We start from the raw sequence: 21,838 nt of genomic DNA, 5'->3' as shown, positions 1-21,838 counted from the left end.
CGGCATGGACAACCACGAGCGCGGTGCCCGAAAGGCAAAACTCTTACTCGGCGGGCTCACGGTCCTCGTCGTCGGTGTCCTGACCGCCGGGGGCATCGCCGCGTACTCGCTGATCGGCGACGGCGGTTCCGGTACGCCGGCAGCCGGACCGACCGCAACGGGCAACGCGGAGCCGTCCAGCTCCGCCTCGTCCGGCAGCGGCCCCGAGATGACTCCGGAGCGGGCGAAGAAGATCACGCTGAACGCGCCGACGGCGCAGAGGGACGGCGCCAGCATCGGCTTCCCGCACAGTCCCGGCGGCGCCGTCTCCGCGGTCGTCCACTTCTGGGAGGAGTACGCCTGGATGGACGACCAGAGGGCCCGCCAGCAGTTGGAGGTCGTGACATCGCCGGATGCGGCCGGGTTCATCGACAGGCAGATCTCCGAGGTCCGCACGCTCCGGGAAGGCGCGGGTCTGCCCGCCTCGGGCGGCACACCCGCGGGGATCACCTTCACCACCACGGTGGAGGCCGTACGGATGCGGAGCCTGGCCGACGACGAACTGCCCCGCGGCGACGTCGTGCACATCTGGCTGAGCTTCGACCGGTACGCGACCACACCGGAGAAGGCCACCGACGACAACCCGGTCAAGGGCGACACCACGGACTTCGTCGTGAAGTGGCAGGAGGGAGCGTGGAAGCTCACGGACGAGGACGCCTACGTCGAGCAGCGGACGTTCCCCGTCGCCTACGACGCGGATTCGCCCTTCGCGTGGCAGGACCAGTGGATCCAGGTCAGGCATGAGGAATGACCGCACCCGGCGCCCTGTGGCAGTCCGGCTCCGGTGCCTCCTGCTCGTCCTCCTCTGCTGCCTCGCCGGACTCACGGCCGGCGCCCCGGCCGCGGTGGCCGACCACGGAGGCGAGCACGCCGACTACGGCCCTCCGGAACCGCCGCCGGGGGAGTGGGCCCAGGGCGGCGACGTCGCGGGCATCGACGCCCAGGGCCACTGGTGCGTCATGGACTTCGGGGCCACCGACGGCGCCTGCAAGCCCGCCGGGGCGGGCGACCTGCCCGGCTCCGTCGGCACCTGCGAGGGGGCCGACGGCAATGCGGCCAGGGACTGCGGCGCAGCCGATCGCCGACGGTACGAGGAGCTCCGCCTCGACAAGTGGCGCAAGGCCTACGACCAGGAGCAGGGCAACTTCGACGAGCTGAACACGTACGTCACCGCCTGCGTCGAGAAGGGCGGCATCTTCCAGGAGTGCCTGCGCGACGGCCAGGAGAAGTACCCCCCGGACGCGAAGAGCCCGGTGACCTGGGCGGCGGGCAAGGTCAGCGAGATGGCGTCGGACGCCTTGCAGGAGGCGGCCCGCTACATCGGCAAGGCCGTGGTGTGGCTGCTCGAGGAGTTCGCGAAGATCTTCAACTCCTCGTCGACCATCGACCTGTCCAAGACCGGGATCGACTCGGCCACCGCCCTCATGACCACGCTCTCCCTGGTCGTCGCCACCTTCCTGCTGCTCCTGCAGTTCGGAAAGGTCGCCGTCAGTCAGCGAGGCGAGCCCGCCGCCACCGCCGTCATCGGTCTGGCGAAGTGGGGAGTCATCTCCTCGGTGTACGTGCTGGCGACCCAGACCGCGCTGACCTGGTCGGACGCGGTCTCCACCTGGATCATCAACTACACCTTCGACGGCGGCGGATCGGGCGAGGCCGATGCGACCGAGGCGATGCAGCACCAGCTCGGCACGCTCTTCGGAGGGCTCATCACCGGTGGCGGCGGCGCCGCGACGGTCGGCACGGCGCTCATCACGGGGGAGGGAGTGGCCGCCGCGGCGGTCGGGGTCATCATCGTCGTAGGGATCGTCTGCATCCTCGCCATCGCCGCGCTGTGGCTCGAGGTCCTCCTGCGGCAGGCCGGCATCATGATCCTGGTCGCCACCATGCCCGTGGTCCTCGCCGGTCAGCTGTCCGACTCCACCCAGGAATGGTGGCCGAAGGCCCGGAACGCGCTGATCGCCCTCATCCTCATGAAGCCGTTGATCGTGCTCTGCTTCGCCATCGGGTTCGGCGCCATGGCCGAAGGCCAGGGAGTCCAGAACATGTTCGTCGGCCTGGTCATCTTCGTCCTGGCCTGCTTCGCCTGGCCCGTGCTGGCCAAGTTCATGACGTTCTCCACGGTCGGAGGGGGCAGCGCGATCGCCTCCGGCCTCATGAGCTCCATCGGGTCCTCCGCCGCGTCGGTGAGCGGTGGATACCGGCCCGAGATGGGCGGAGCGGGCGCCGTCGGCGGCGGCAGCGCCTACACCCGGGCCCTGGAACAGGACACCGCCCAGACAGCGGCCGGCGGTTCCAACGCCGGTCCCGTACCCGGCACAAGCGCGGGCGCCGGGAGGTCCTTCGGCTCGAAGGTCTTCGGGACGGTCGCCCTGCCCCTGCAACTCCTCGCGGCGGGCAAGGACACCGTCGAGTCGGGCATGTCGAGCACCGCCGGACACGCGGGTCTCGACCACGGCGCCGCCGGGGGCCGCCACGTCGTCATCGCCCAGCGGCGCGTATCCACCTCGCCGGGGCAGCCGTCCGAGGCCCGGTCCGAAGGCGCGGACAGCCCGCAGTCCCCGGTGCAGCCTCCCAGCCCTCCGACCCAGGGATAGCCCATGACACAACCCGCCACCTACAGCGGCTGGCAGTCGGAGAAGTCAGGCTTCATGGGGCGCCTGTCAGGCCCCGGCTTCGCCCTGGTGGCCGTCGGCTGCGCGCTCCTGCTCATCCCCGTCAACCTCGCGAGCTGGACCGCGGCCTCCCTGTGCGTGCCGGTGGCCGCGGTGCTCCTCGTGCTCGCGTTCGGCCGTGTCAGCGGGCTGAGCGCCGATGAATGGATCCTGCTGGCAGTGAGGCATCAGATCGCCGTGGCACGGAAGCAGAACGTCTTCGTCTCGGGGCCGTTCGCGCCCCGCTCGAACCGGACGGGCCACCAGCCGACCGACCTGCCCGGGACCCTGGCCAGGCTCCGGATCCTGGAGGCCCCGGACGGGCTCGGAGGCCTGCTGGGAGTCGCGCACGACCCGGTCGCCGGTACGTACACGGCCGTGGCCCGGGTCAGCTTCCCAGGCCTCGCCCTGGTGGACACCGACAAGCAGGCCGCCCGTGTCTCGTCCTGGGCCGCGCTGCTCCGCACCTTCTGCACCGAGGACTCTCCGATCGTGCGGCTGTCCGTACACCAGCGGTGCCTGCCCGACGACGGCGCCGCCCTGCGGTCGTGGACCGCCCACCACATCACCCCCGACGCGCCACCCGCCGCCGTCAGCGCGCTGTCCGACCTGATGGAGGGTGCCGGACCCACTGCCACCAACCGGGAGACCTATCTGTCCGTGACCCTGTCCGCCGGGCGGGCCCGCCTCGCCATCAAGGGAGCCGGGGGAGGCCAGGTCGGCGCGGCGGCCGTACTGGTCAGGGAGATCCACGCACTGGGCGGAGCGCTGAGCACCGCGAGTCTCCAGGTCATGGAGTGGCTCTCGCCCCGCAAGCTCGCGCAGAGCATCCGTACGGCGTACGACCCGGATGCCCAGGTCGCGATCGCCACCGCCAACGCGGCGGCCCGGACCCCCGGGTGGCAGGGCGTCGAAGAAGGCGTCGACCCCGCGCTGGCCGGGCCCGCCGCGGCGGAGACCGGGTGGGGGACCTACCGCCACGACGGAGCCTGGACCGTCACCTACCAGGTCCGCACCTGGCCCCAGGCCCAGGTCTACGCGACGTTCCTCCAGCCGCTGCTGCGTCCCCGGCGCAACGCGCGACGGTCCATGAGCCTGGTCTACGAGCCGCTCGGGCCGCGCCGGGCACGCCAGGAGCTGGCCCGCGAGAAGAGCAAGCGGTCCTCCGCCCGGTACCTGCGCGCCAGGACCGGACGGGACGAGAGCGAGGACGAGCGCCGCGAGGTGAACCTCGCGCGTACCCAGGACGCCGCCCGCGCGGCCGGCCAGGGCGTGGTCCGGATGACCGCGGTGCTGTCGGTGACCGTGACCGACCTCGAGGAACTGGAGACGGCCTGCGCCGAGATGCAGGCCGACGCAGCCGCCGCCGGCCTGGAGCTACGGCGCATGTGGGGCGCCCAGGACGTCGGCTTCGCCGCCGGCGCGCTGCCGCTCGGCCAGGGACTCCCGGACCGACGGATGGGCTTCTGATGCGCCTGACGGCACGACATCGCGCGACCGACACCGAATTGGACGCTTCCGGCATCGGCGAGGCGACCGGGATCAGCACCGCCCACGTACCCGCGCCCGCCGGCCCGACCCCGGCCGAGCAGCGCGAGTCCCGTCGCCTCGAAGACGCCGACACGGTCATGCGGGTGGCACCCCGCAAGGGCTGGCCCCATCCCTTCGCGGGCCGTACCGCGTCCCTGCCCCGCACGGAGGTGGTCCGGGCGGACACCGGCAACGCCGCCGGGGCCTACCCCTTCCTCCACGCCGGATCGCTGCCTCCCGTGGGCGCGTACATCGGGCACAACACCCTGACCACCCAGGCCTTCTCCGCCCATCCGGCGGTCTGGGTCCGCGAAGGTCTCTGCACGAACCCGAACGTGATGATCACCGGCATCCCCGGCAGCGGAAAGAGCGCCCACATCAAGGCCCTGTGCTTCCGGTTGATGGCCTTCGGGCACCGGACACTGATCGCGGGGGACGTGAAGGGCGAGTACGCGGGCCTGTGCCGGCACCTGGGGGTCGAGCCCGTACGTCTCGGCCCCGGCCTCCCCGGGCGCCTCAACCCGCTGGACGCCGGACCGCTAGGCACCGGCCTCGACCGGATCAAGGACCCGGCCGAGCTCCGGAGCCGCCTCCAGGAGATCCATCGCCGCCGCCTCACGCTGCTCAAGGCCCTCCTCGAACTCCAGCTCCGCCGCACGCTGGAGTCCCGCGAGGAGGAAGCTCTCGACGTCGCGGTGCGCGAGGTGACCGGCGAACTGTACGGACAGAGCAGGCTCGCCGTGCCGACCCTGCCGCTCGTCTACGACAAGCTCCGCGACCCCACCGACGCGATGGCCCAGGAGCTCAGGGTCCGTGACGGCGAGGTCCAGTTGGCGCGCGAGCAGATGGTCTCGATCCGCTCGGCGCTCGGAACGATGGTCAACGGGCACCTGGGCGGACTCTTCGACGAACAGACCTCGATCGGCCTGGACTGGGACGCACCTATCCAGTCCGTCGACATCAGCGCCCTGGAGCAGTACGGCGACGAGACGATCGCCATGGTTCTGTCCTGCGTCTCCTCGTGGGCGCAGGCCGCCATCGACCGGCCCGGCCAACGCCCCTGGATCGTCGTACGCGATGAACTCTGGCGGCAGATGCGCTCCGGCGGGGCGGCCATGGTCCGGAAGATCGACGCCGACCTCAGGCTGTCCCGGGCGACCGGCACCATCCAGATCCTGGCCACGCACCGGCTGTCCGACTTCGAGAGCGTCGGTGCGGCGAGCTCCGAGGCCGTCGCGATCGCCAAGGACCTGATCTCCTCCTGCGAGACACGGATCCAGCTGGCCCAGGACACCCGCCCCCTGCAGATCACCCGCGAGGCGATCGGCCTCTCGGACGCGGAGTGCGACCTGATCGGGTCGTGGGGTGCGGGCCAGCGCGGCCGGGCCCTGTGGAAGATGGGCCGGGGCGGCGGCCACGCCGTTCAGCTGGTCCTCTCCCACATCGAGCAGAAGCTCTTCGAGACCGACGAGAGGATGACGGTGTAATGGCTGCGGGAAGAGCCGACGCCGCCCTGGACGACAACACCCTCCTCGCCGCCTACGGGATCGGCGCCGCCGCCGCGGTCGGCGGCGCGGTGCTGCTGGCTGCGCCGGCCGCGGCTCTCCTGTCCGGGCGCGGGTGGGCCACCCGGACCGACAGCATCCCCGGCACGGTCCTCAAGTCACTGGTACGGGGCCCCGGATCGGCGTACGACCCCGCCCCGCCCAGCTGGCTGTTCTATGGGCTGACCGTCGTGTTCGTCCTGATCGTGCTCGTCCTGGCCGTGAAGGCCGTCAGCCTCTTCGGCCGGAGCGGGCGGGCCGGCGGCGCCCAGTGGGGCGGAGCCAAGGTCGAGCGGAAGCTGAGGGCGCCCCAGGACCCGGCCGCCCGGGCCAACCGGATCACCGCCGGGCGTGGGATGCGTACCCGAAAGATCGTGGCCGCGCGGCCCAACATCAGCGCGACCGTGTTCGGAGTCCCGGGTTCCTCGAAGACCACCGGACTGGTGCTGCCGAACGCCGCGGAGTGGCAGGGCCCCCTCGTGGTGACGACCACCAAGGCTGCCGACCTCGACATCATCTACGCGCGCCGTCGCGCCTTCGGGCCGGTCTGGGTCATCGCCCCGGCCGGCATCCCGGGCAGGGCGACCCAGAAGTGGTCGCCCGTCGACTACTGCGCCGACGCGAAGGCGGCCGACCGGATGGCCTCGTGGATGGCGGAGGCGTCCGCGTCCGGCGACAGCAAGCGCGCGGCGCCGTGGATCGACCAGGCCAAGAGCGTCCTCAAGGGCGTGCTGCTGGCAGCGAACCTGTCCGGCGGGGGAGTGGCCGCGATGCGCCGCTGGCTGGGGCTCGGCAAGGACGCGGTCGACCACGTCCGCGCCGTCCTGGTGCAGCACGGCTACAACGAGGTCGCCGAGGACTACGCCTCGCCCTGGCTGCGGCTCCACGAGGACGGGATCGGCTCCATCCAGTTCAGCCTCAACGTGCTGGCGAGGGTGTACGCAGACGAGGAGGTCCGCGAGACGTGCGCCGGCACCGACTTCACGGTGGAGGACCTTCTGGACAGGAACGGCACCGTCTGCCTGATCGCGTCTGAGGCCGACGCCGAGCGGTTCGCCCCGCTCCTGACCTCCATTATCGCCTCGATCATTCACGGCGCGGAGGCCCGCTACAACAGCACGGGCACGCCCTTGAATCCGTCGCTGGGCGTGATGGTCGACGAGGCCGGGAACATGCTGCGCTACCCGAGGCTGCCGAACATCCTGACCACCGGCCGCGGCATGGGCATCGACGTACTGACGGTGTGGCACGACCTCTCCCAGCTACGGGACCGGCTCGGCCCGCAGAAGGCCAACACGGTGCTCTCCGCGAGCGGCCTGCGGATGCTGCTGCCGGGCTGCGGAGACCTGGAGACCCTCCGCTACTTCTCCGGGCTGTACGGACGCACCGAGGTGATGAGGACGTCCCACGGCCGCTCATGCGGCGAGTACACCACCAACACCTCGGCCACCGAGACGGATCTCGCTCCGGTGCACTCGCTGCAGCAGCTGCCGGACTTCACCGCGATCGCGCAGTACTCCAACCAGCCCCCGATCAAGGTCAGGATGCGGCTGACCTTCCGCGACAAGGACCTGAGAAAGCTGCTGGCCGCGGCGCCGGGCCACACCAGCGATCCCTCGCAACGGCGCTGAACAGCAGGAAGGGCTTCACTCATGCCCCCGGATCTCGACAACCCGGCCTCCCTGTGGCCCACCATGCCCTCCGATGCCCAGCCCGAGCCGCAGCGGTGGGTGTGGGCTGCCATGGACCCGATGGACAGGCAGGAACGCCTTCGCGAGCTGGCGACCTGGGTCGACTGGCTACGCGTCACGTTCGAGCTGCACAACAGCATCCCTCCGTGCTGGTACCGCCATCCCCCGGTGGTGGAGCACCTGACGGCCCTGTACGCCGGGTGGATCCGTACGTACGCCGGTGAGCAGGTCCCGGGCCGGGAACTCGCCGAGGCCGACTGGATCAACACTTTGCACGCCTTCATCCCACGCCTGCAACTGGCCGCGTGCGCCACCGGCGTACATCAGCCGCCGCCCCCGGTCCCGCCGGTCATGCCAGTCACGCCGGGGGCGGTGAACGACTTCAACTTCTACCTGGCCTCCTCGGAGACCACGAACGCCCCCGCAGTCCACCCGGCGGCAGCCGAGATACTCCGCCGGGCCGACGACGCCGAGCTGCCGCTATGAACTCGATCCGGATCACGCGGTTCGGGCGAACCGACACCTCACGGAGGCACCCATGGCCACGAGTGCAGACACCGACAAGGAGCGGGCAGACCGTCCCGTCACGCGAGCTCCGCTGCCTGCCGAGCCGTCGAACGCCGTAACAGAGGCCGAACATGCTGATCTGCCCCTGTGGCCGGGCAACGATCTGCCTGGCGGCCGGTGGCTGCGCAAGGGCGACGTCCTTCACGAGCCGTCGGACGGCAACGCCATCTGGCGCCTCAAGCAGAGCCCGGCCGAAGGCGGCGCTGCTCTGCCGCCCATCGACTGGGAGGAAGGCCTCGAGAAAGCGCAGCGGGCGTGGAAGGACCATGTGCCCGAAACCCAGGGCAGGAGTGCCGATGAGATGTGGGCCGTGGTGGGGGAGGACCTGGAGACGATCGACCGGACGTCATCGGTTCTCGACCGCCCGTCGCCCATGGGCGATCCAGCAGGTACGGATACCTCCTCCGCCGAGGCCTCCAGCCTCGTGAACAGTGCCTTGCAGGACGCGGCTTCCTCGGATCTCCAGAGCTCGCCGGAGTGGCAGCGGATCCAGACCATCCGCGGTGCGACGGGGCACCTGATGACCACGCTCAGGGAGAAGGCCGGCGAGTACTGGAAGGAGCTGCGGACCGACGCCCGCTTCCAGGGATTCTGGAAGTCCCTCTCCATCCGGACGTGCGAGGCCATCGGCCGACTGGCCATGGCGGGCGCGGACAGGATCCGCCGCAGCACCGCAGGAGACCTTCCCAGCGCGGAGGCCCTGCTCAAGCTGAGCGACTCGGCCCTTACGTACAGCACGGCTGCCGCACGGAGCCCGGTCCCGTACGGCTCGCGGGAGGAGGCTCTCGCCGGGGCCCGATCGGTGGCCGAGTCCTTCCAGGCGTGGATCGGAACTCCGATGGGGCGGACGCTCGCCACGTCCAACCACCCGAGGGTCGAAGCCCTTCGCGACGCCTGGCAGCAACTGCCACCGTCCACCCTCCCCGACGGCCCCGGCCCGTCGGCTTCCCCGTACGGCAGGGCGGCTGATGAGGCTGGTGCCTTGGCGGAGGCCGCTGCGGAGTCGACCCGCTTCACGGGGGCCGACCTTGCCGCGCTGCGGAAGGTGGCAAGGACGGCAGACAGCCATGCTGCTCGGCTCTCGGTCACGTTGCCGGTACCGGGGAGCCGGTCGACCACACGCTCCCAGCCGGCTCGCGCAGCGGCTGCGGCGCCGCGACCGCGGGTTGCGGCACCGCCGCCAGCGACTTCAGTGTCTCGGGCGTCGAGGGCTGCGGTATGACCTGTCGGGCGTGCGGGACGGTTTGGGTTTTGTGGCTGAACGGCATGGTTTGTCGGAGTCGGTGAAAGTCATGCGGAATGGCTGTCTCGGGTGGCAAACTCGCAGTTCAGCAAGAGTGCTCCCCGCGCGTGCGGGGATGGTCCAAACCGGCTCTGCTGGGCGTGGTCCCGTGCGTCGTGCTCCCCGCGCGTGCGGGGATGGTCCCGGAGATCGAGGACAGGTGAGCGTACTGGCTGTGTGCTCCCCGCGCGTGCGGGGATGGTCCCACGAACACTTCGGGCTCGGCCGAGGGTGACGGGTGCTCCCCGCGCGTGCGGGGATGGTCCCTACGGCCAGGCCCGCCGCCGGTTCGCTGACGGGTGCTCCCCGCGCGTGCCAGGTCGGTACAGTGCTCCCCGCGCCCGTGGGGATGGTCCCCGGATCGGGTACGGCGCCCATTGCCTCGGCGAGTGCTCCCCGCGCCCGCGGGGATGGTCCCTCGTCAATCAGCCGGTCGCCGAGCCGGCCGCGGTGCTCCCCGCGTCCGCAGGGATGGCCCCAGGGAAACGATCTCAATCCCCGTCAAGGCCACAACTTGTACTGCTGAGCGCCACGGCCCCAAGCCGCTCCACGTCGCCTCTGGCTCTGCTCTGAGGGCGCACCCGGACACGAGACGCCCCGGCCGGGCTGTCGAGCGACCGGCCGGGGCGTGCAGATCAGATCGCGTCGGCGACCTTGCACAGCACTGCGGCGCTCGCCGGGATGTCGTGGCTCAGCCGGACCGCGTGGTGCGGCAGCTCGGCGAGGCGTGCCGCGACCTCGGTACGTGCGCTCTCCCGGCCCCCGCCGTCCACGCCCTGAGCCTGGCGGAAGACGTCCGGGTACCGGTCCTCCGTCGCACCCGACATGAAGTCGTCCTCACCGAGCGTGCGGGCGCCGTCGATGACGTCCGGGGCCGCGTCGGTCTCGACCTGCGGGAAGAGCAAGCCGGCCGCCCGGCCGCCCGTCGCCAGCGGCACGCCGAACAGGTCCGGGAACTGGTCCGGGAACACCTGGACCTTCCGCTCTCGCTTCGCGTTCTCCCACAGCGGCGTGTGGTCGCCGGCGAGCAGCGCCTCCGTCACCGACTCGTGCTGAGTCGGGTGGAAGCTCCCCCCGGTCCGCAGGTGCTTTTGCGCGAGGACGTCCCAGCCGAGCGAGTGCATCAGGCCGAGCCCGAGCGCGGCAGCGGACGGCCAGGGCACGACCTCGACGTCTCTCTCCCCGGTCGGTCGGACCAGCACCCGGTCGTTGGCGAGGAGCTGCCAGCCGTGCGAGGCGAGCAGCAGCGCAGTGGTCGTCTTCCCGGCGCCCTTGCCGCCGAAAGTGAGGAGCCCCGCACCGTCCTCCGGCCGAACGACCGCCGAGGAGTGGAGCACGGCCCACCCGTCGCGGAGAAGCTGACCGCGGATCGCCTCCCGCGCGATGCGCGCGGCGGCCAGGGCGAGCGGCTGCACGTCGGTACCGGCCAGGACCAGACGGCCCGAGGACGGGGTGCTGCGGTACGCGATGCCCTCGCTCGGCGACGTCGCGACGATGAGCTCGCCGTCCTGCGCCACCAGCAGCTCGTGCTTCGCGTAGTCGACCGTGTCCACGGGGCGGCCGTCGTCGACGAGGCGGGTGATCGCCTCGTAGCCATCCGGGTCGACGTCCGCGATCACCACGGCGTCAGCGCATACGTCGGCGGCGTCCACCGAAGTGGCGTTCCACCAGGGGCCGAAGTACCGCAGAGCCCAGTCCGTGACCTGCGGCCGGTTGCTGAGCACGGTGACAGCCGCCGCGGCGGCCTCAAGTCGGGTAGCGCTGATCATGAAGCGATCCTTTCGGGAAGAGCGGGGAGATGGGCGTAGGCGTCCCGGAGACTGCTGGCCGCAGAGTCCAGACGCAGGCGTTCGGAACGGGTGAGGGGAGGCAGGCACGGCACGGCCCTGCCTCCGGTGAAGCGCAACGGAATTCCGAGGTAGACGTCCCCGTACGGCACGGAAAGCTCCTCGACGCCGTCGGCCAGACCGAGAACCTTGCGGAGCGCGGAGAGCACGGCGCCGGTGGGCCCGCAGCGAGTGCGGCCGATCCCGTTGCGGATCAGCGCCGGGCGGCGCTGGAGATCGTCCAGGACGGTCCGCAGCGGGACCGCGATCGGCTGACTGTCGACGGTGGTTGTCGACGCGCACACGACGGCGCGGTCACCGTGCTCGCCGATGACATGGCCGCGTACGAGGTCCGGGGACACCTGGGCGTATCGGGCCAGCAGCAGCCGGTACCGGGCCGAGTCGAGATTCGAGCCGATCCCGAAGACGCGGGGGCAGCCCGACACATCGGCGAAGCGGCGGGCCAGCAAGTCCACCGGGTTCGTCACGACGAGGACGGCACCGCGGTACCCGCGCAGTTCCCTCGCCAGCTCGCCGAGAGCAGGTGCGTTCGCGGTCGTGCCGCCGCGCCTCATGTCCCGCTCGGCCGTGTTCCTGAAGTCGGACCGCAGGGCGATCACGACCGCGTCGCAGCCGTGGAGATCGGCGACGTCGCCGGCGTCGACCCGCGACCGCGACCGGGCGGTGAGCGCGAGGTCCTGGAGGTCGGCGGTCAATCCCTGCACCTGGCTGGGCCGCCGGGCCACGACGAGCAACCTCACGGGGAGGGAGGCGGCAACGAGGCCGGTGGCGAGGGTCTGTCCGACCGCCCCCGCGCCGACGATGCCGATCACCGGGCCGGTCATCGCGCACTCCCGCCGGCGTGGTCGACCTCGGCGAAGACGGCGTCCAGGAGGCGAGGGCCGGCCATCGACCCGACGAGAAGGGCGCCTACCCGGTCCACGACACCCGCGACCGTGCGGGCCTGGCCGACGAGGGCCTGCTGATGCGGGGCCAGCGGGAGCCCCGGGGGTGCGCTGAGACACGTGCTCAAGATGCTCACCGTGTCCATGAGCCACAGGACCAGGACCTCACGCAGACGTGCCGTCCGGTCGTGCTCGGGCAGCGCCGCGACGTGCCGGGCGAGCGTGGACGCGACTCCCTGCACGATCTCCCGTCCGGCCCTCGGCTCCGGATGCCCTGCTGCCAGGAGGAGCGCGCGGCCGGTGAGCTTCGCGACGTCCGGCTGAGGACCGGCCGCCCACTGCACGGCCGGGTCGATGAAGGTGAGTCCGGGGCCGTCGAGAAAGATGTGCTCCGGCTTGAGGTCCCCGAACACCACTGTGTCCCTGCGCGACGAGATCGCGCCGGCCATCCGGAGCAGGCGCCACACCGCGCTCTGCATCAGCTCGATGACCTCCTGACGCTCGTACTCCGGGAGACCACTGTCCTGGCCGAGCGACCGCAGATACGCGGACGCGCTCAGGCCGTTGAACTTCCTGCGGAACACGCCGACGACGGAACGCTCACCGATCGGCGCTGCTTTGCGCAGAGACGCCGCGCCAGCTGGCCCGTGCAGCTCCCCGAGAGAGTCGAGAACCGCGTCGAGGAGAGCGCCCGTATCCCACGGACGGGCCGTCAGCTCCTCGGCCAGTGGCCTGCCCGGGACGATCCGCGTGAGCAGAACGCCCCGGAGCAGCCCGGCCGTCCCGCACACCCGGAGGCGGCCGAGCTCACGCAGGAACTCCAGGTTCTGCGCCTCGCGTGCGGTCAGCAGCCCGCCGCTCTCGACGTACGCACGCTGCGCTTCCTGGACGTCCTCCCAGCTCCCTCCGCCGCCCCGCAGGATGGACACCAGGGACAGCCCCAGCCAGCTGTACTTCGCGATCACCTCCTCGCCATCAACCGTGACCCGGCAGACGTACGAAGTGACGCTCGGGCACTGCGGGCCGAGGACGACGTCCCTGTCCGGCCACGCCTCTTCAACTGCCCGGGTGATGATCTTCCGGCTGGCGGCGTGCAGCACCGCCGCGTTCACCACCGTCTTCTCGCTCGTAGTGAGGGTCACCGACCGCCTCCTTGTGGGATCGCGCGTCTGTGGGTGCTGGGCGCGCGTTCGGGGTCCGTCATGGGGCAGGCGGCAGAATGAAAGCCGCCTTGGTCCGCTGTGCGGTGCGTGCCGAGGGCGATCGGCCAACACGCTGCACTTGCGAGGGCAGTAGGCCGGCTACCTGCGGGATATGCCGGGGGACCAGGGCTCCCAGCAGCGCGGCGAGGATGACGACGTAGACGACCTGACGGACCAGCTCACTCACCGGACGTCACTTCCAGGTCGGCCCACACGCGCTTCCCCCACGCCAGCGAATCGACCCCCCACCGCCCTGGGCCAGTGCATCGACGATGCCCAGGCCGCGCCCGGGCTCCTCGATGGAATCAGCGGCGCGGCGTCTCGGGTGGGCTCGGGACCGGTCCACCACGGACACCTGGACCCTGCTGTCGCTCAGCCGCGTCACGGTCAGCCGGACCGACTCGCACCGCGCGTGCTGGACGGCGTTCGCCAGCAGCTCGCTCACGACCATCTCGGCAGCGTCGCGCACCTCGTTCATGTCCCAGACGGTCAGGACCAGAGCGACCAGGCGGCGAGCGTAGCCCGCCGCCTCCGGGGTCCTCGGCAGCGTCTCGGCGTACGAGGGCAGCGTGCCCGTTCCGGTCTGGACCATGACGAGCGAACCAATCCTGATATGCCGAGAAGGACTTCGGCCGGCCGCTCCTGAGGGAGTCGGAACCGCAGGAGCGCCCGGGGTGCGGGCGGCGGTCTCAAGCATCCTGGCGACCCTTCGCGGCGGCGAGGGCGCCCCAGCCGAATGCGGCCATCGCGGCCACACGTTCCGGGGGACATAGCAGACCTGGGCCGCCGAGCGGCGAGACCCACCAAGGGCCTCCCCCCTGGACCGGCTCAGTGACGTGCGGCGCGGGGACGAGGAGCAGAGCACGCTGATGGAGCGTCACCACTCCTGGTAGTGGCTCTGGGAGCCGGGCGACACGGGCCGGGACCAGCGCGGTGTACGAGCCCTCGGACTGGAAGCCGTCCGAGCTGTAGAACAGCGGCCCGAACTCCAGCGCCTCGGCAAGAGGCCCGGCGCACCCCCTGGGGTCGTCGAGGCCGACGGCGGCGTGGAGGACACCGGCCGGGATCTCGACCGCGGAGAAGAGAACACCGGGGCGCAGCCACGCCGCCCCGCGTTCCTTCCACTCGGTCTTCGCCTGGGGGCGGTTCGCTGCGGATGCCGCCGAGAGCAGCCAATGCCCGGACGCCAGCTCCCGTTCCCGTCGAAGGTGTACGACTCCACCCGTTGACTCGCTATGGGCACGCTCAAGCACGGCGACTCCTCATCAGTCGTCGCCCCCTGGCAGACGGGCGTCGCCGCCCTGGGGCTCTGGCGTACGAGAGTGATCGTCCTGCGAATCGCCTGCATCCCGCCCAGGGGTGTACCCATGATGGGTAGGCCCCGTTCTCGATCATCGTGCACACTCGCGCCAGCAGGAGGAGTGCCGTATGACCTATCAGCCGCCGACTGCGCTGCCGCGCGATCTCCTTGCCGACGATGACGTGCAGCGCGCACTCAGCGCACACGATTTCGGGCTGGTGTTCCGGATTGCTCGCGAGCGTGCCGGGATCAGCTACTCCAAGATCGCGGCGGAGTGCGACATCAAACCGGATCGGGTCGGGACGCTCGCGCGGGGGCAGGGGCGGATCACGTCGTTCGAGAAGGTCGTGCAGATCGCGGACGCGCTGCGCGTCCCCGGGCACCTCGTCGGTCTGGCACCCCGCCCTTGGGAGACGGCCGACGCTCCTGCTGGACCTTCCCATGCAGAGAACGGATCCACGCCTGTGCACCGCCGAACCATCCTCCGGGCCGCCGGCACCAGCGGTCTCGCCGCCACCCTTCCTGCCCTCCATCGGCCTCAGGCGCCTCACCGTGTCACCGATGCCGACGTGGACCGGCTCCGGGAGCGAACTGCCCGCCTGCGAGCCTTGGACGAAATCCTGGGCGGTGGCGACACCTACCGTGTCTATCTCGGCGAGGTCCAGTACACGAAGGACCTCCTCAAGCGGGCGACCTTCAGTGGCGGGTGCCGGCTCCGCCTCACCGCGCTCCTCGCCGAGCAGGCCCAGCAGGCCGGGTGGGCCGCCTTCGACGGTGGCCGCCCGCGCGACGCCGTGGCCTTCTACGAGGAGAGCCGCCTGGCGGCGCAGGACGCGCAGGACTCCGACCTCTATGGCAACAGCCTCGCGTTCCTCGCCTACAAGACCCTCGCAGACGACCGACGCACCGCCGCCGCTTTCGCGCAGGACTCCTGCACGACCATCACCGACCGGACGCCGGCCACGGTCCGCGCACTCCTGCATGAGCGGCTGGCCTGGGCCTGCGCCGTCACGGGCGACGCGCCCGCCACGGAGCAAGCCCTCGCCGCCGCCCGCCAGGACCTCGACGACGCACAGGACGGCGAGCCTCAGCCCGGGTGGTCCACCTGGGTCGACCACAACGAACTCGACATCATGACCGGCCGCTGCTGGACAGAACTCCGCCGCCCACTACGCGCGGTTCCCGTCCTCACCGCCGCACTCGACCGCTTCAGCGACGACCACGCTCGCGACAAAGCGCTGTACCTGTCGTGGCTCGCCGACGCCTATCTCATGGCCGGTGAGGTCGAGCAGGCAGCCGAGACCGTGCGCCGCGCGCTCGAACTCGCAACTGGCGTGGCGTCCACACGACCGCGACAGCGGATCACCCCACTGCTCGACCGGCTAGGCCCTCACGCGGGCATCGCTGCCGTCCGTGACCTCCTGGAGCGGACGGCAGGCTAGGGAGTCTCGACAGATTCATGGATCCACTTCAGGCACTGCTCGGCGCCCGCTGTGATCGGGATCGCGCACACTTCCGGGTTGTCCCACGGATGACGTTCGAGAAGATCTGCCTCCAGCTCCGGGTACCGGTCCGCGGTCGTCTTGAGGAGAAGCTGCCACTCCTCGCCGGTGCCGAAGGCGCCGAGGTGCCAGAAGACGCTGGTGACCGGCCCGATGATCTGCGCACCTGCGGCAAGGCGACGCTGAACTGCAGGCCCGGCGAGGTCCAGTGCCTGCTGCTTCGTCTCGGTGGCCGTCGACACCTGCACGTAGTCGGTCATGGCAGGGAGCCTAGCCAGGTGGGTGCGGGATCCGACAGAGCGCCGATGCGGCGGCACTCGGTGACGCTCGCTTACGATCGCGGCCGCGGGGCAAATCGAACTGACCGACGGACTCATTCGGCGGGAAGAAGCGGCACTTGAGGCGCAGTGCATGGCGACCTCTCCGTCGCCTGGTCCCGGGGCCGGTCACCTCGCCGACACGGGGGAGTTGGTCGACCACACGCTCCCAGCCTGCTCGCGCAGCGCCTCGGGCGTAGAGAGCTGCGGTGTGACCTGTCGGGTACGCGGGGGATGGCGGAATGGCTCTCTCGGGTGACAAACTCGCAGTTCAGCGAGAGTGCTCCCCGCGCGTGCGGGGATGGCCCCTCGTTGTTGCGGACCTGCGGGCCCTCGGGCCGGTGCTCCCCGCGCCTGCGGGGATGGTCCCAAGGCGTGGCAGCTCGCCAAGACCGTCGAACAGTGCTCCCCGCGCGTGCAGGGATGTTTCCGCCACCTGGTCGAGACCGGCCCGCCGTTTGCGTGCTCCCGCGCCCGCGGGGATGGTCCCCGCTACGTCGAGGAGCTGGACTTCTACACCCTGTGCTCCCTGCGCCTCCAGGGATGCTCGAAGGGGGAGACTGGAGCGGTGATCAGCAGTAGTGGGGCAGGGTGAGTGCCGAGTGTGCCGCGCGTCCTTTCTCCGCACCTGCCATCGCCAGCTCCTTCGCAGCCGACTCGGGGTCGCGCAGAAGGGCGTTGCGGGCCTCGAGTTCCTCGCGGGTCGTGGGCGTGACCACCGAGCCGTCGCTGGTGGCCAGCGCCTGGTTGACCTCCGCGAAGGGCCGTATCGTGCGCTCGTAGGCTGCGAAGGCCTCGGCGTGGTCCGTCCGGGTGGCGAGTTCGCCGGCCAGGACGTAGGCGCCTACGAGCGCGACGCTGGAGCCCTGACCGGAGAGGAACGAGGTGGCGTGTGCGGCGTCCCCTGCCAGTACGACGCGCCCGTGGGACCAGGTGGGCATGTGGATCTGGCTCACGATGTCGCAGAAGAGGTCGTCGGCCTCCCGCATGCCCTCCACCAGGCGCGGCACGTGCCAGACCTGCTCGGGGAAGTGTGCCGCCACCAGGTCGCGTTGGGCTCGCGGGTCGCGGAAGGCGTCGAAGGGCGGGGTTTCGTCGGCGAAGGTGAGGAAGCCGTGCACACGGTCGGACGGCTCGTGAGCGTAGAGGACCGCGCCACGTCCCGGCTCGTTCCAGACGACGGCCTCGTGCGCGAACCCGAACTCGTTCGGCAGGGTGAAGCCGGCGAACACGTGCCCGAGGTAGTGGTGAAAGGGCTCCTCGGGGCCGAAGACCAGTCGGCGCGTATTCGAGTGCAGTCCGTCCGCGCCGATCATCAGGTCGAACGTGCGGCGTATTCCGCTGTCGAAGACGACGTGTACGGCGTCCCCGGTGTCGTCGAGTGTGGCGATCGAGTCGTTGAAGAGGAACTCGACTCGCTCCCGCACCGGCGTGTGGAGCGCCTCGGCCAGGTCACCGCGCCGGACCTCGAGGTCCAGGCCCGCCTCTCCGCCGGTGAACTGCTCCGGCCGCGCCGAGCCGACCGTTTCGCCCACCGCGTCCACGAAGGTGATCCGCTGGCTGTCGACGTGCGCCTCGGTCAGGCGTGGCAGCAGGCCCATGCGGTCGACCACTTCGCGGGCCGTGCCGCGGATGTCGATGGCGTACCCGCCCCCGCGCACGGCGGGGGCCTTCTCGACGACGGTCACGTCGAAGCCGTATCGGTCGAGCCAGTAGGCGAGTGCGGGGCCAGCGATACTGGCTCCTGAGATCAGTACGCTGCGGGAGGAGTGAGAGTTCTTGATCATGGCTTTACACCTTTCTGCCGGGGCGGGCCCCCGGGGTGACGAAGGCGGTACGCGGGCATGCGCATAAAGATGCGTACCTTAGGTATCTTTACGTAGATCACAGGGCGCTTCCATCGGCGCGGCCATGCTCGACTATATAGATGCCTAACTTAGGTATGCAAATGGAGATGTGATGACAACCGAGCCCTCAGGGCCTTCCACACCGGGGCTTCCCCCCGCCGACCTGCTCGCCGTGCTGCCCCGGATCACCCGGCTCAGCAGCGCTCTCACCAAGGGTCGGCTGATCGAACGCGCCACCGAGGAGGCCGGCCTCGCCCTCGACCGTCCCGCCATGGGCGCGCTGGTGTCCCTCCGGACTGCGGACAAGCCCTTGCGGATCGGCGAGATCGCCGACCGCATGCAGGTCGTGGGCCCGCACGTCACCCGCCAGGTTCAGGTCCTGGAGAAACGCGGTCTCGTGCGACGCGTCGCCGATCCCCACGACCGCCGCGCGAGCCTCATCGAACCGACCGAAGCGGGCACGGAGGCCGCCAACCGTTACGTGGCCTCTCTGCTGGGCTGGTTCGCCGAGGCGCTCGCCGGTTGGTCGCAGCAGGATCGCGATGACCTCACCCGTCTCCTCACGCGTCTCGCCGACGATGTGACGGCGCGGCTGGACCGGTTCGACGAGGAGGGAGAAGGGGCAGCCTGAGCACTCGTCGCTCGTTCGGCAGGAGGGAACGGTAAGCAGGGCGTGACCCCGGATTGGGAACGGGAGACGGACCGTGGATGGACCAGGGCGCGGCAGGGCCGAGCTCGCGACTCGCAGTGGGTGACGACCGTACTCGCCTGGAGGCCCGCTCCGAGCGCCACCGACACCGCTTGATGTGCCACGAAATAAGCCTGACCTGCACGATCACGCCGACTTATCGCGCCGCTTCGCCTGCACCCTGAGCCACGGATTCTCCGCTCTGGACTGGGCGCGGTCCAGGTACTCCCGCTTTACGACGGCCGAGCCGGGTTTCCACCGGCCCTGCTTCGTCGGGTCCCCGCCGGCCTCCGCGATGGCCTGGGCTCCGCCACGGCGGAGCCCGTGGGCGGTGATCTGCTGCCAGTTCTTCGCGCCGGCCTTGTGGGCACGGCTGCGGACCCAGTCGTTGATGGCGTCCCCGGTGACGTAGTCACCGCGTTCCTTCGCGACGGCCCGGTTCTGGAGGGTGCCGCGGGAGGTGAGGGCCCGGAAGAACGCGCCTTCGCGGACGCCGAGGTGGTGGAGGGCGGTGAGCCAGTCCCTCACGGCCGCGACGGGGTCGAGGAGCGGATCTTCCTCGGCGGGGATGTCTGTGTGCTCACCCTTGGCCTCCTGGTCCGTCTTGGAGGATCGGATGTGCAGGGTGACGAAGTCGTCGTCGACCGCGACGTCCGCGATGGACAGATCGGCGAGCTCGATCCTGCGGTTGAGAGCGCCCCGGCCGAGGAGGAGCATGCACCGGTCGCGGCGACCTGCGATGGTGCGAAGGTCGCACGTGGCGACCATGGCCCGCAGCAACTCGTCCGTGATCGGAGGCGCCTTACGAACCGCGGTGCGCTTGGCCCAGGTCTTCTTGTACTCGTTGAGCATGCCCCGGGCCTGTTTCGTGCCGGGCTTCTGGTCCTCGGGCATCCAGGTGCGGATGGCCGACATGGCGGCGTTGATGGCGTTCGGGGAGCGCCCCAGCTCGATGAGGTGGGCGACGTACTCGACATAGGTGGCGGTGGTGCACGGCCAGGCCACACGGCCTTCGCCGGCGCACCAGGCGGCGAACTTGTTGCGCTGGGACAGGTAGTTGGCGCTGGTGTTCTTCGGCGCGGACTGGTTCTCCAGCCGCTCGGCGGTCTGCTCGGAGACGTACAGGTCCCGCTCGGTGTACGTCGGCTGGTCGGCCTCGGTGGGGAGCTCCTGGCCGGGGTAGAGGATGGTGTGCCGGTCGACCACCGGGCGGGCCGCCGGACGCGGCAGGATCGCCGCTGGCAGGTGGTCCTCCTCCACCAGCTCCGCGTCCACGACCTCCGCGCCGGCCTCGTGCTCCATCACGCTGGCACCTGCTCCTGGTCCACTGCCCACTTCGCCAGAGCACTGAAGTCGTCCGGCAGGAGGCCCAGGCGCGGGTCCACCCAGTGCAGGAGCGCCGGAGCATCGTGGTTCTTCCGGACCCACTCCCGGTCTTCCGGGCTCAGCTCATCGTCCACCCAGGCGAACGGGCGACCCTTGGCGTACGCGACCAACGCCTGTGTCTTCCAGTGCAGTCGGGCGCCCTGCTGCGGCGTCATGGTGGGCCAGTCGACGAAGGGAAGGGTGGGCAGGCCGAGGTGCGGGCCGATCCAGTCGTTGGCCTCGTTCTTCCATGTGGTGGCCCACACCAGCTCGTAGGGCAACGCCAGGAGGTCTGCCCCGTGGCCGTGGTTGAGCCATACCCGTAGGGGCTTGTCCCACGGATTCTCCCACCCGGTCGGGCGCATGCGGTGCGTGCTGTACCCCGCCGGTCGCCTCTGCGGCGCGGCAGCGTACGGATTCAGAGGGCCGTCCACATCGAGCAGGAGCAGCGGACGCCCATCCCCCTCGTTCTCCACGATCCCTCCCAGTGAAACAGCCACGTACAAGGGAAATTATACGAGGGTGGCCGAAGGTGACTGCGTAACAGTAGCGGGGCGACCAGCTCCCAGAGCCAATCAGGAACCAGACGCTTCGACAGATCAGCCCTTGCGGCCACAAGCGGTGACCATGCGCTGGAGGCACCCCTGAACGCCTTCCGGATCGCCTTCGAACGCTGGCTCACCCCGGCCGCCAACTGACCCACTACAGAAACTGGATCAGCCGTTTACTGGACACACCCACCGAGGGGACGTCCGCACGCCCGGTGTCTACTCGGGGCGGCCGAAGCGGTGGGCGGCCCACAGGAGAGCCAGGACGCCGATCGTCACGAGGCCCGCCGCTTCGAGGGCGAGCGGGGGCTGGCGGCCGAACCATTCGATGCCGGCCACGGCAGCCTGCTGCGGTTCCCTGACCCCGATGGAGCGGCGCAGCAGGTCGATGCCGTAGGCGAGCGGGTTGAAGGCCGCCAGGGTTCGGGCCCAGTCCGGCAGGTTCGCCAGGGGGAAGAAGCCGCCGGAGAGGAAGAGTAACGGCGTCATCACCAGGCCGAGCAGCATGTGGAACATCTCGGCGCGCGCCAGGCTCACGGCCAGGGCCAGTGACATCGAAGTGATGGTGAAGGAGACCAGCACTACGCCGGCCAGGAGCAGGGCCAGCAGGAGCGGGTCGTAGGGCAGGCCTGCCAGCCCGGCGAGGAGGAGGAGCAGGGCGCCCTGGACCGCGGCGACCGCGGTGCCGCCGGCGCAGCTGCCCAGGAGCAGCGTGGAGCGGCGTACGGGTGCCATCAAGAGTTCGCGCAGGTAGCCGCTCTGCCGGTCGGTGATCAGCCGGATGCCGACCATGATGGCCGGGGTCTGGACGGTCATCATCAGCATGCCGGGGAACAGGTAGGTCTGGTAGCCGACGCCCAGGGCCGCGTCGGGGATCAGGGCGGCGAGGCCGCCTCCGAGGATCAGGAGGTAGAGCACCGGCTGGGTCAGCATCAGCGCGGTGTGGAGTCGCTGAGAGGCAAGGCGCAGCAGGTCGCGGTGGACGAGGGCGTGGACGGCGCGCAGTTCGCGGCGCAGGAGTGGCGCGGGGTCGG

19 protein-coding genes are annotated in these 21,838 nt (G+C 70.6%); 9 read left to right on the top strand and 10 right to left on the bottom strand.

Annotated features, from left to right (window positions below; translation table 11 throughout):
• The first annotated feature begins 4 nt into the window (after positions 1–4).
• The 7 genes from ACWCQM_RS27695 to ACWCQM_RS27665 are packed head-to-tail and all read left to right on the top strand — an operon-like array spanning position 5 to position 9,244.
• Positions 5–790, top strand: a complete 786-nt coding sequence (locus ACWCQM_RS27695; protein ID WP_450917832.1) for a hypothetical protein — start codon at positions 5–7, stop codon at positions 788–790.
• Positions 791–806: 16 nt separating this feature from the next.
• On the top strand, positions 807–2,633 hold the full coding sequence (locus ACWCQM_RS27690) for a hypothetical protein (protein ID WP_450917831.1): 1,827 nt from the start codon (positions 807–809) through the stop codon (positions 2,631–2,633).
• A gap of 3 nt (positions 2,634–2,636) precedes the next feature.
• Complete coding sequence (locus ACWCQM_RS27685) at positions 2,637–4,160, top strand: SCO6880 family protein (RefSeq protein WP_450917830.1); 1,524 nt, start codon at positions 2,637–2,639, stop codon at positions 4,158–4,160.
• On the top strand, positions 4,160–5,707 hold the full coding sequence (locus ACWCQM_RS27680) for a type VI secretion protein (protein ID WP_450917829.1): 1,548 nt from the start codon (positions 4,160–4,162) through the stop codon (positions 5,705–5,707). Before ACWCQM_RS27685 ends, ACWCQM_RS27680 begins: the two co-directional genes overlap by 1 nt.
• Positions 5,707–7,395, top strand: a complete 1,689-nt coding sequence (locus ACWCQM_RS27675) for a type IV secretory system conjugative DNA transfer family protein (RefSeq protein WP_450917828.1) — start codon at positions 5,707–5,709, stop codon at positions 7,393–7,395. The genes ACWCQM_RS27680 and ACWCQM_RS27675 overlap by 1 nt, the downstream gene beginning before the upstream one ends.
• A 21-nt stretch (positions 7,396–7,416) precedes the next feature.
• Entirely contained in the window at positions 7,417–7,941 is a 525-nt protein-coding gene (locus ACWCQM_RS27670) for a hypothetical protein (protein ID WP_450917827.1), read from the top strand.
• Between the two features lie 52 nt (positions 7,942–7,993).
• On the top strand, positions 7,994–9,244 hold the full coding sequence (locus ACWCQM_RS27665; protein WP_450917826.1) for a hypothetical protein: 1,251 nt from the start codon (positions 7,994–7,996) through the stop codon (positions 9,242–9,244).
• Between the two features lie 695 nt (positions 9,245–9,939).
• On the opposite strand, the gene ACWCQM_RS27660 is transcribed toward ACWCQM_RS27665, so the two are convergent.
• From ACWCQM_RS27660 to ACWCQM_RS27640, 5 genes are all read right to left on the bottom strand, one after another.
• Positions 9,940–11,073 carry a hypothetical protein gene (locus tag ACWCQM_RS27660; protein ID WP_450917825.1) on the bottom strand — a complete coding sequence of 378 codons (1,134 nt, stop codon included), beginning with the start codon at positions 11,071–11,073 and terminating at the stop codon, positions 9,940–9,942.
• Positions 11,070–11,975 (bottom strand): lactate/malate family dehydrogenase, encoded by a 906-nt coding sequence (locus tag ACWCQM_RS27655; RefSeq protein ID WP_450917824.1) that lies wholly within the window; start codon positions 11,973–11,975, stop codon positions 11,070–11,072. Before ACWCQM_RS27655 ends, ACWCQM_RS27660 begins: the two co-directional genes overlap by 4 nt.
• Positions 11,972–13,177, bottom strand: coding sequence for a phosphotransferase (locus ACWCQM_RS27650; RefSeq protein WP_450917823.1), 1,206 nt, complete (start codon positions 13,175–13,177; stop codon positions 11,972–11,974). The genes ACWCQM_RS27655 and ACWCQM_RS27650 overlap by 4 nt, the downstream gene beginning before the upstream one ends.
• A gap of 253 nt (positions 13,178–13,430) precedes the next feature.
• Positions 13,431–13,829, bottom strand: coding sequence for an ATP-binding protein (locus ACWCQM_RS27645; protein ID WP_450917822.1), 399 nt, complete (start codon positions 13,827–13,829; stop codon positions 13,431–13,433).
• A 97-nt stretch (positions 13,830–13,926) separates the two neighbouring features.
• Positions 13,927–14,490, bottom strand: coding sequence for a hypothetical protein (locus ACWCQM_RS27640; protein ID WP_450917821.1), 564 nt, complete (start codon positions 14,488–14,490; stop codon positions 13,927–13,929).
• A gap of 175 nt (positions 14,491–14,665) precedes the next feature.
• Between ACWCQM_RS27640 and ACWCQM_RS27635 the strand changes: the two genes are divergently transcribed.
• Positions 14,666–15,979, top strand: coding sequence for a helix-turn-helix domain-containing protein (locus ACWCQM_RS27635; protein ID WP_450917820.1), 1,314 nt, complete (start codon positions 14,666–14,668; stop codon positions 15,977–15,979).
• On the opposite strand, the gene cutA is transcribed toward ACWCQM_RS27635, so the two are convergent.
• Together cutA and ACWCQM_RS27625 are read right to left on the bottom strand one after the other, a co-directional pair.
• Positions 15,976–16,299 carry a divalent-cation tolerance protein CutA gene (gene cutA, locus ACWCQM_RS27630; RefSeq protein ID WP_450917819.1) on the bottom strand — a complete coding sequence of 108 codons (324 nt, stop codon included), beginning with the start codon at positions 16,297–16,299 and terminating at the stop codon, positions 15,976–15,978. The two genes, ACWCQM_RS27635 and cutA, sit on opposite strands and share 4 nt — an antisense overlap.
• A gap of 629 nt (positions 16,300–16,928) precedes the next feature.
• Complete coding sequence (locus ACWCQM_RS27625; RefSeq protein ID WP_450917818.1) at positions 16,929–18,143, bottom strand: FAD-dependent monooxygenase; 1,215 nt, start codon at positions 18,141–18,143, stop codon at positions 16,929–16,931.
• A 172-nt stretch (positions 18,144–18,315) separates the two neighbouring features.
• On the opposite strand from ACWCQM_RS27625, the gene ACWCQM_RS27620 reads away from it, so the two are divergent.
• Complete coding sequence (locus tag ACWCQM_RS27620) at positions 18,316–18,834, top strand: MarR family winged helix-turn-helix transcriptional regulator (protein ID WP_389493463.1); 519 nt, start codon at positions 18,316–18,318, stop codon at positions 18,832–18,834.
• Between the two features lie 204 nt (positions 18,835–19,038).
• Here the strand turns inward: ACWCQM_RS27620 and ACWCQM_RS27615 are convergent, their stop codons facing one another.
• The 3 genes from ACWCQM_RS27615 to ACWCQM_RS27605 form a co-directional block, all read right to left on the bottom strand.
• Positions 19,039–20,193 (bottom strand): tyrosine-type recombinase/integrase, encoded by a 1,155-nt coding sequence (locus tag ACWCQM_RS27615; RefSeq protein ID WP_450917927.1) that lies wholly within the window; start codon positions 20,191–20,193, stop codon positions 19,039–19,041.
• Positions 20,193–20,732, bottom strand: coding sequence for a hypothetical protein (locus tag ACWCQM_RS27610; protein WP_450917926.1), 540 nt, complete (start codon positions 20,730–20,732; stop codon positions 20,193–20,195). The genes ACWCQM_RS27615 and ACWCQM_RS27610 overlap by 1 nt, the downstream gene beginning before the upstream one ends.
• 291 nt (positions 20,733–21,023) lie before the next feature.
• A complete protein-coding gene (locus ACWCQM_RS27605) occupies positions 21,024–21,821 on the bottom strand; it encodes an ABC transporter permease (RefSeq protein ID WP_450917925.1) in 798 nt (265 codons plus the stop codon).
• Positions 21,822–21,838 lie beyond the last annotated feature (17 nt).

Source organism: Streptomyces sp. NPDC002125 (assembly GCF_053593715.1).
The sequence above is the reverse complement of the archived record's forward strand: the minus strand, read 5'-3'. Positions and strand labels throughout refer to the sequence as shown.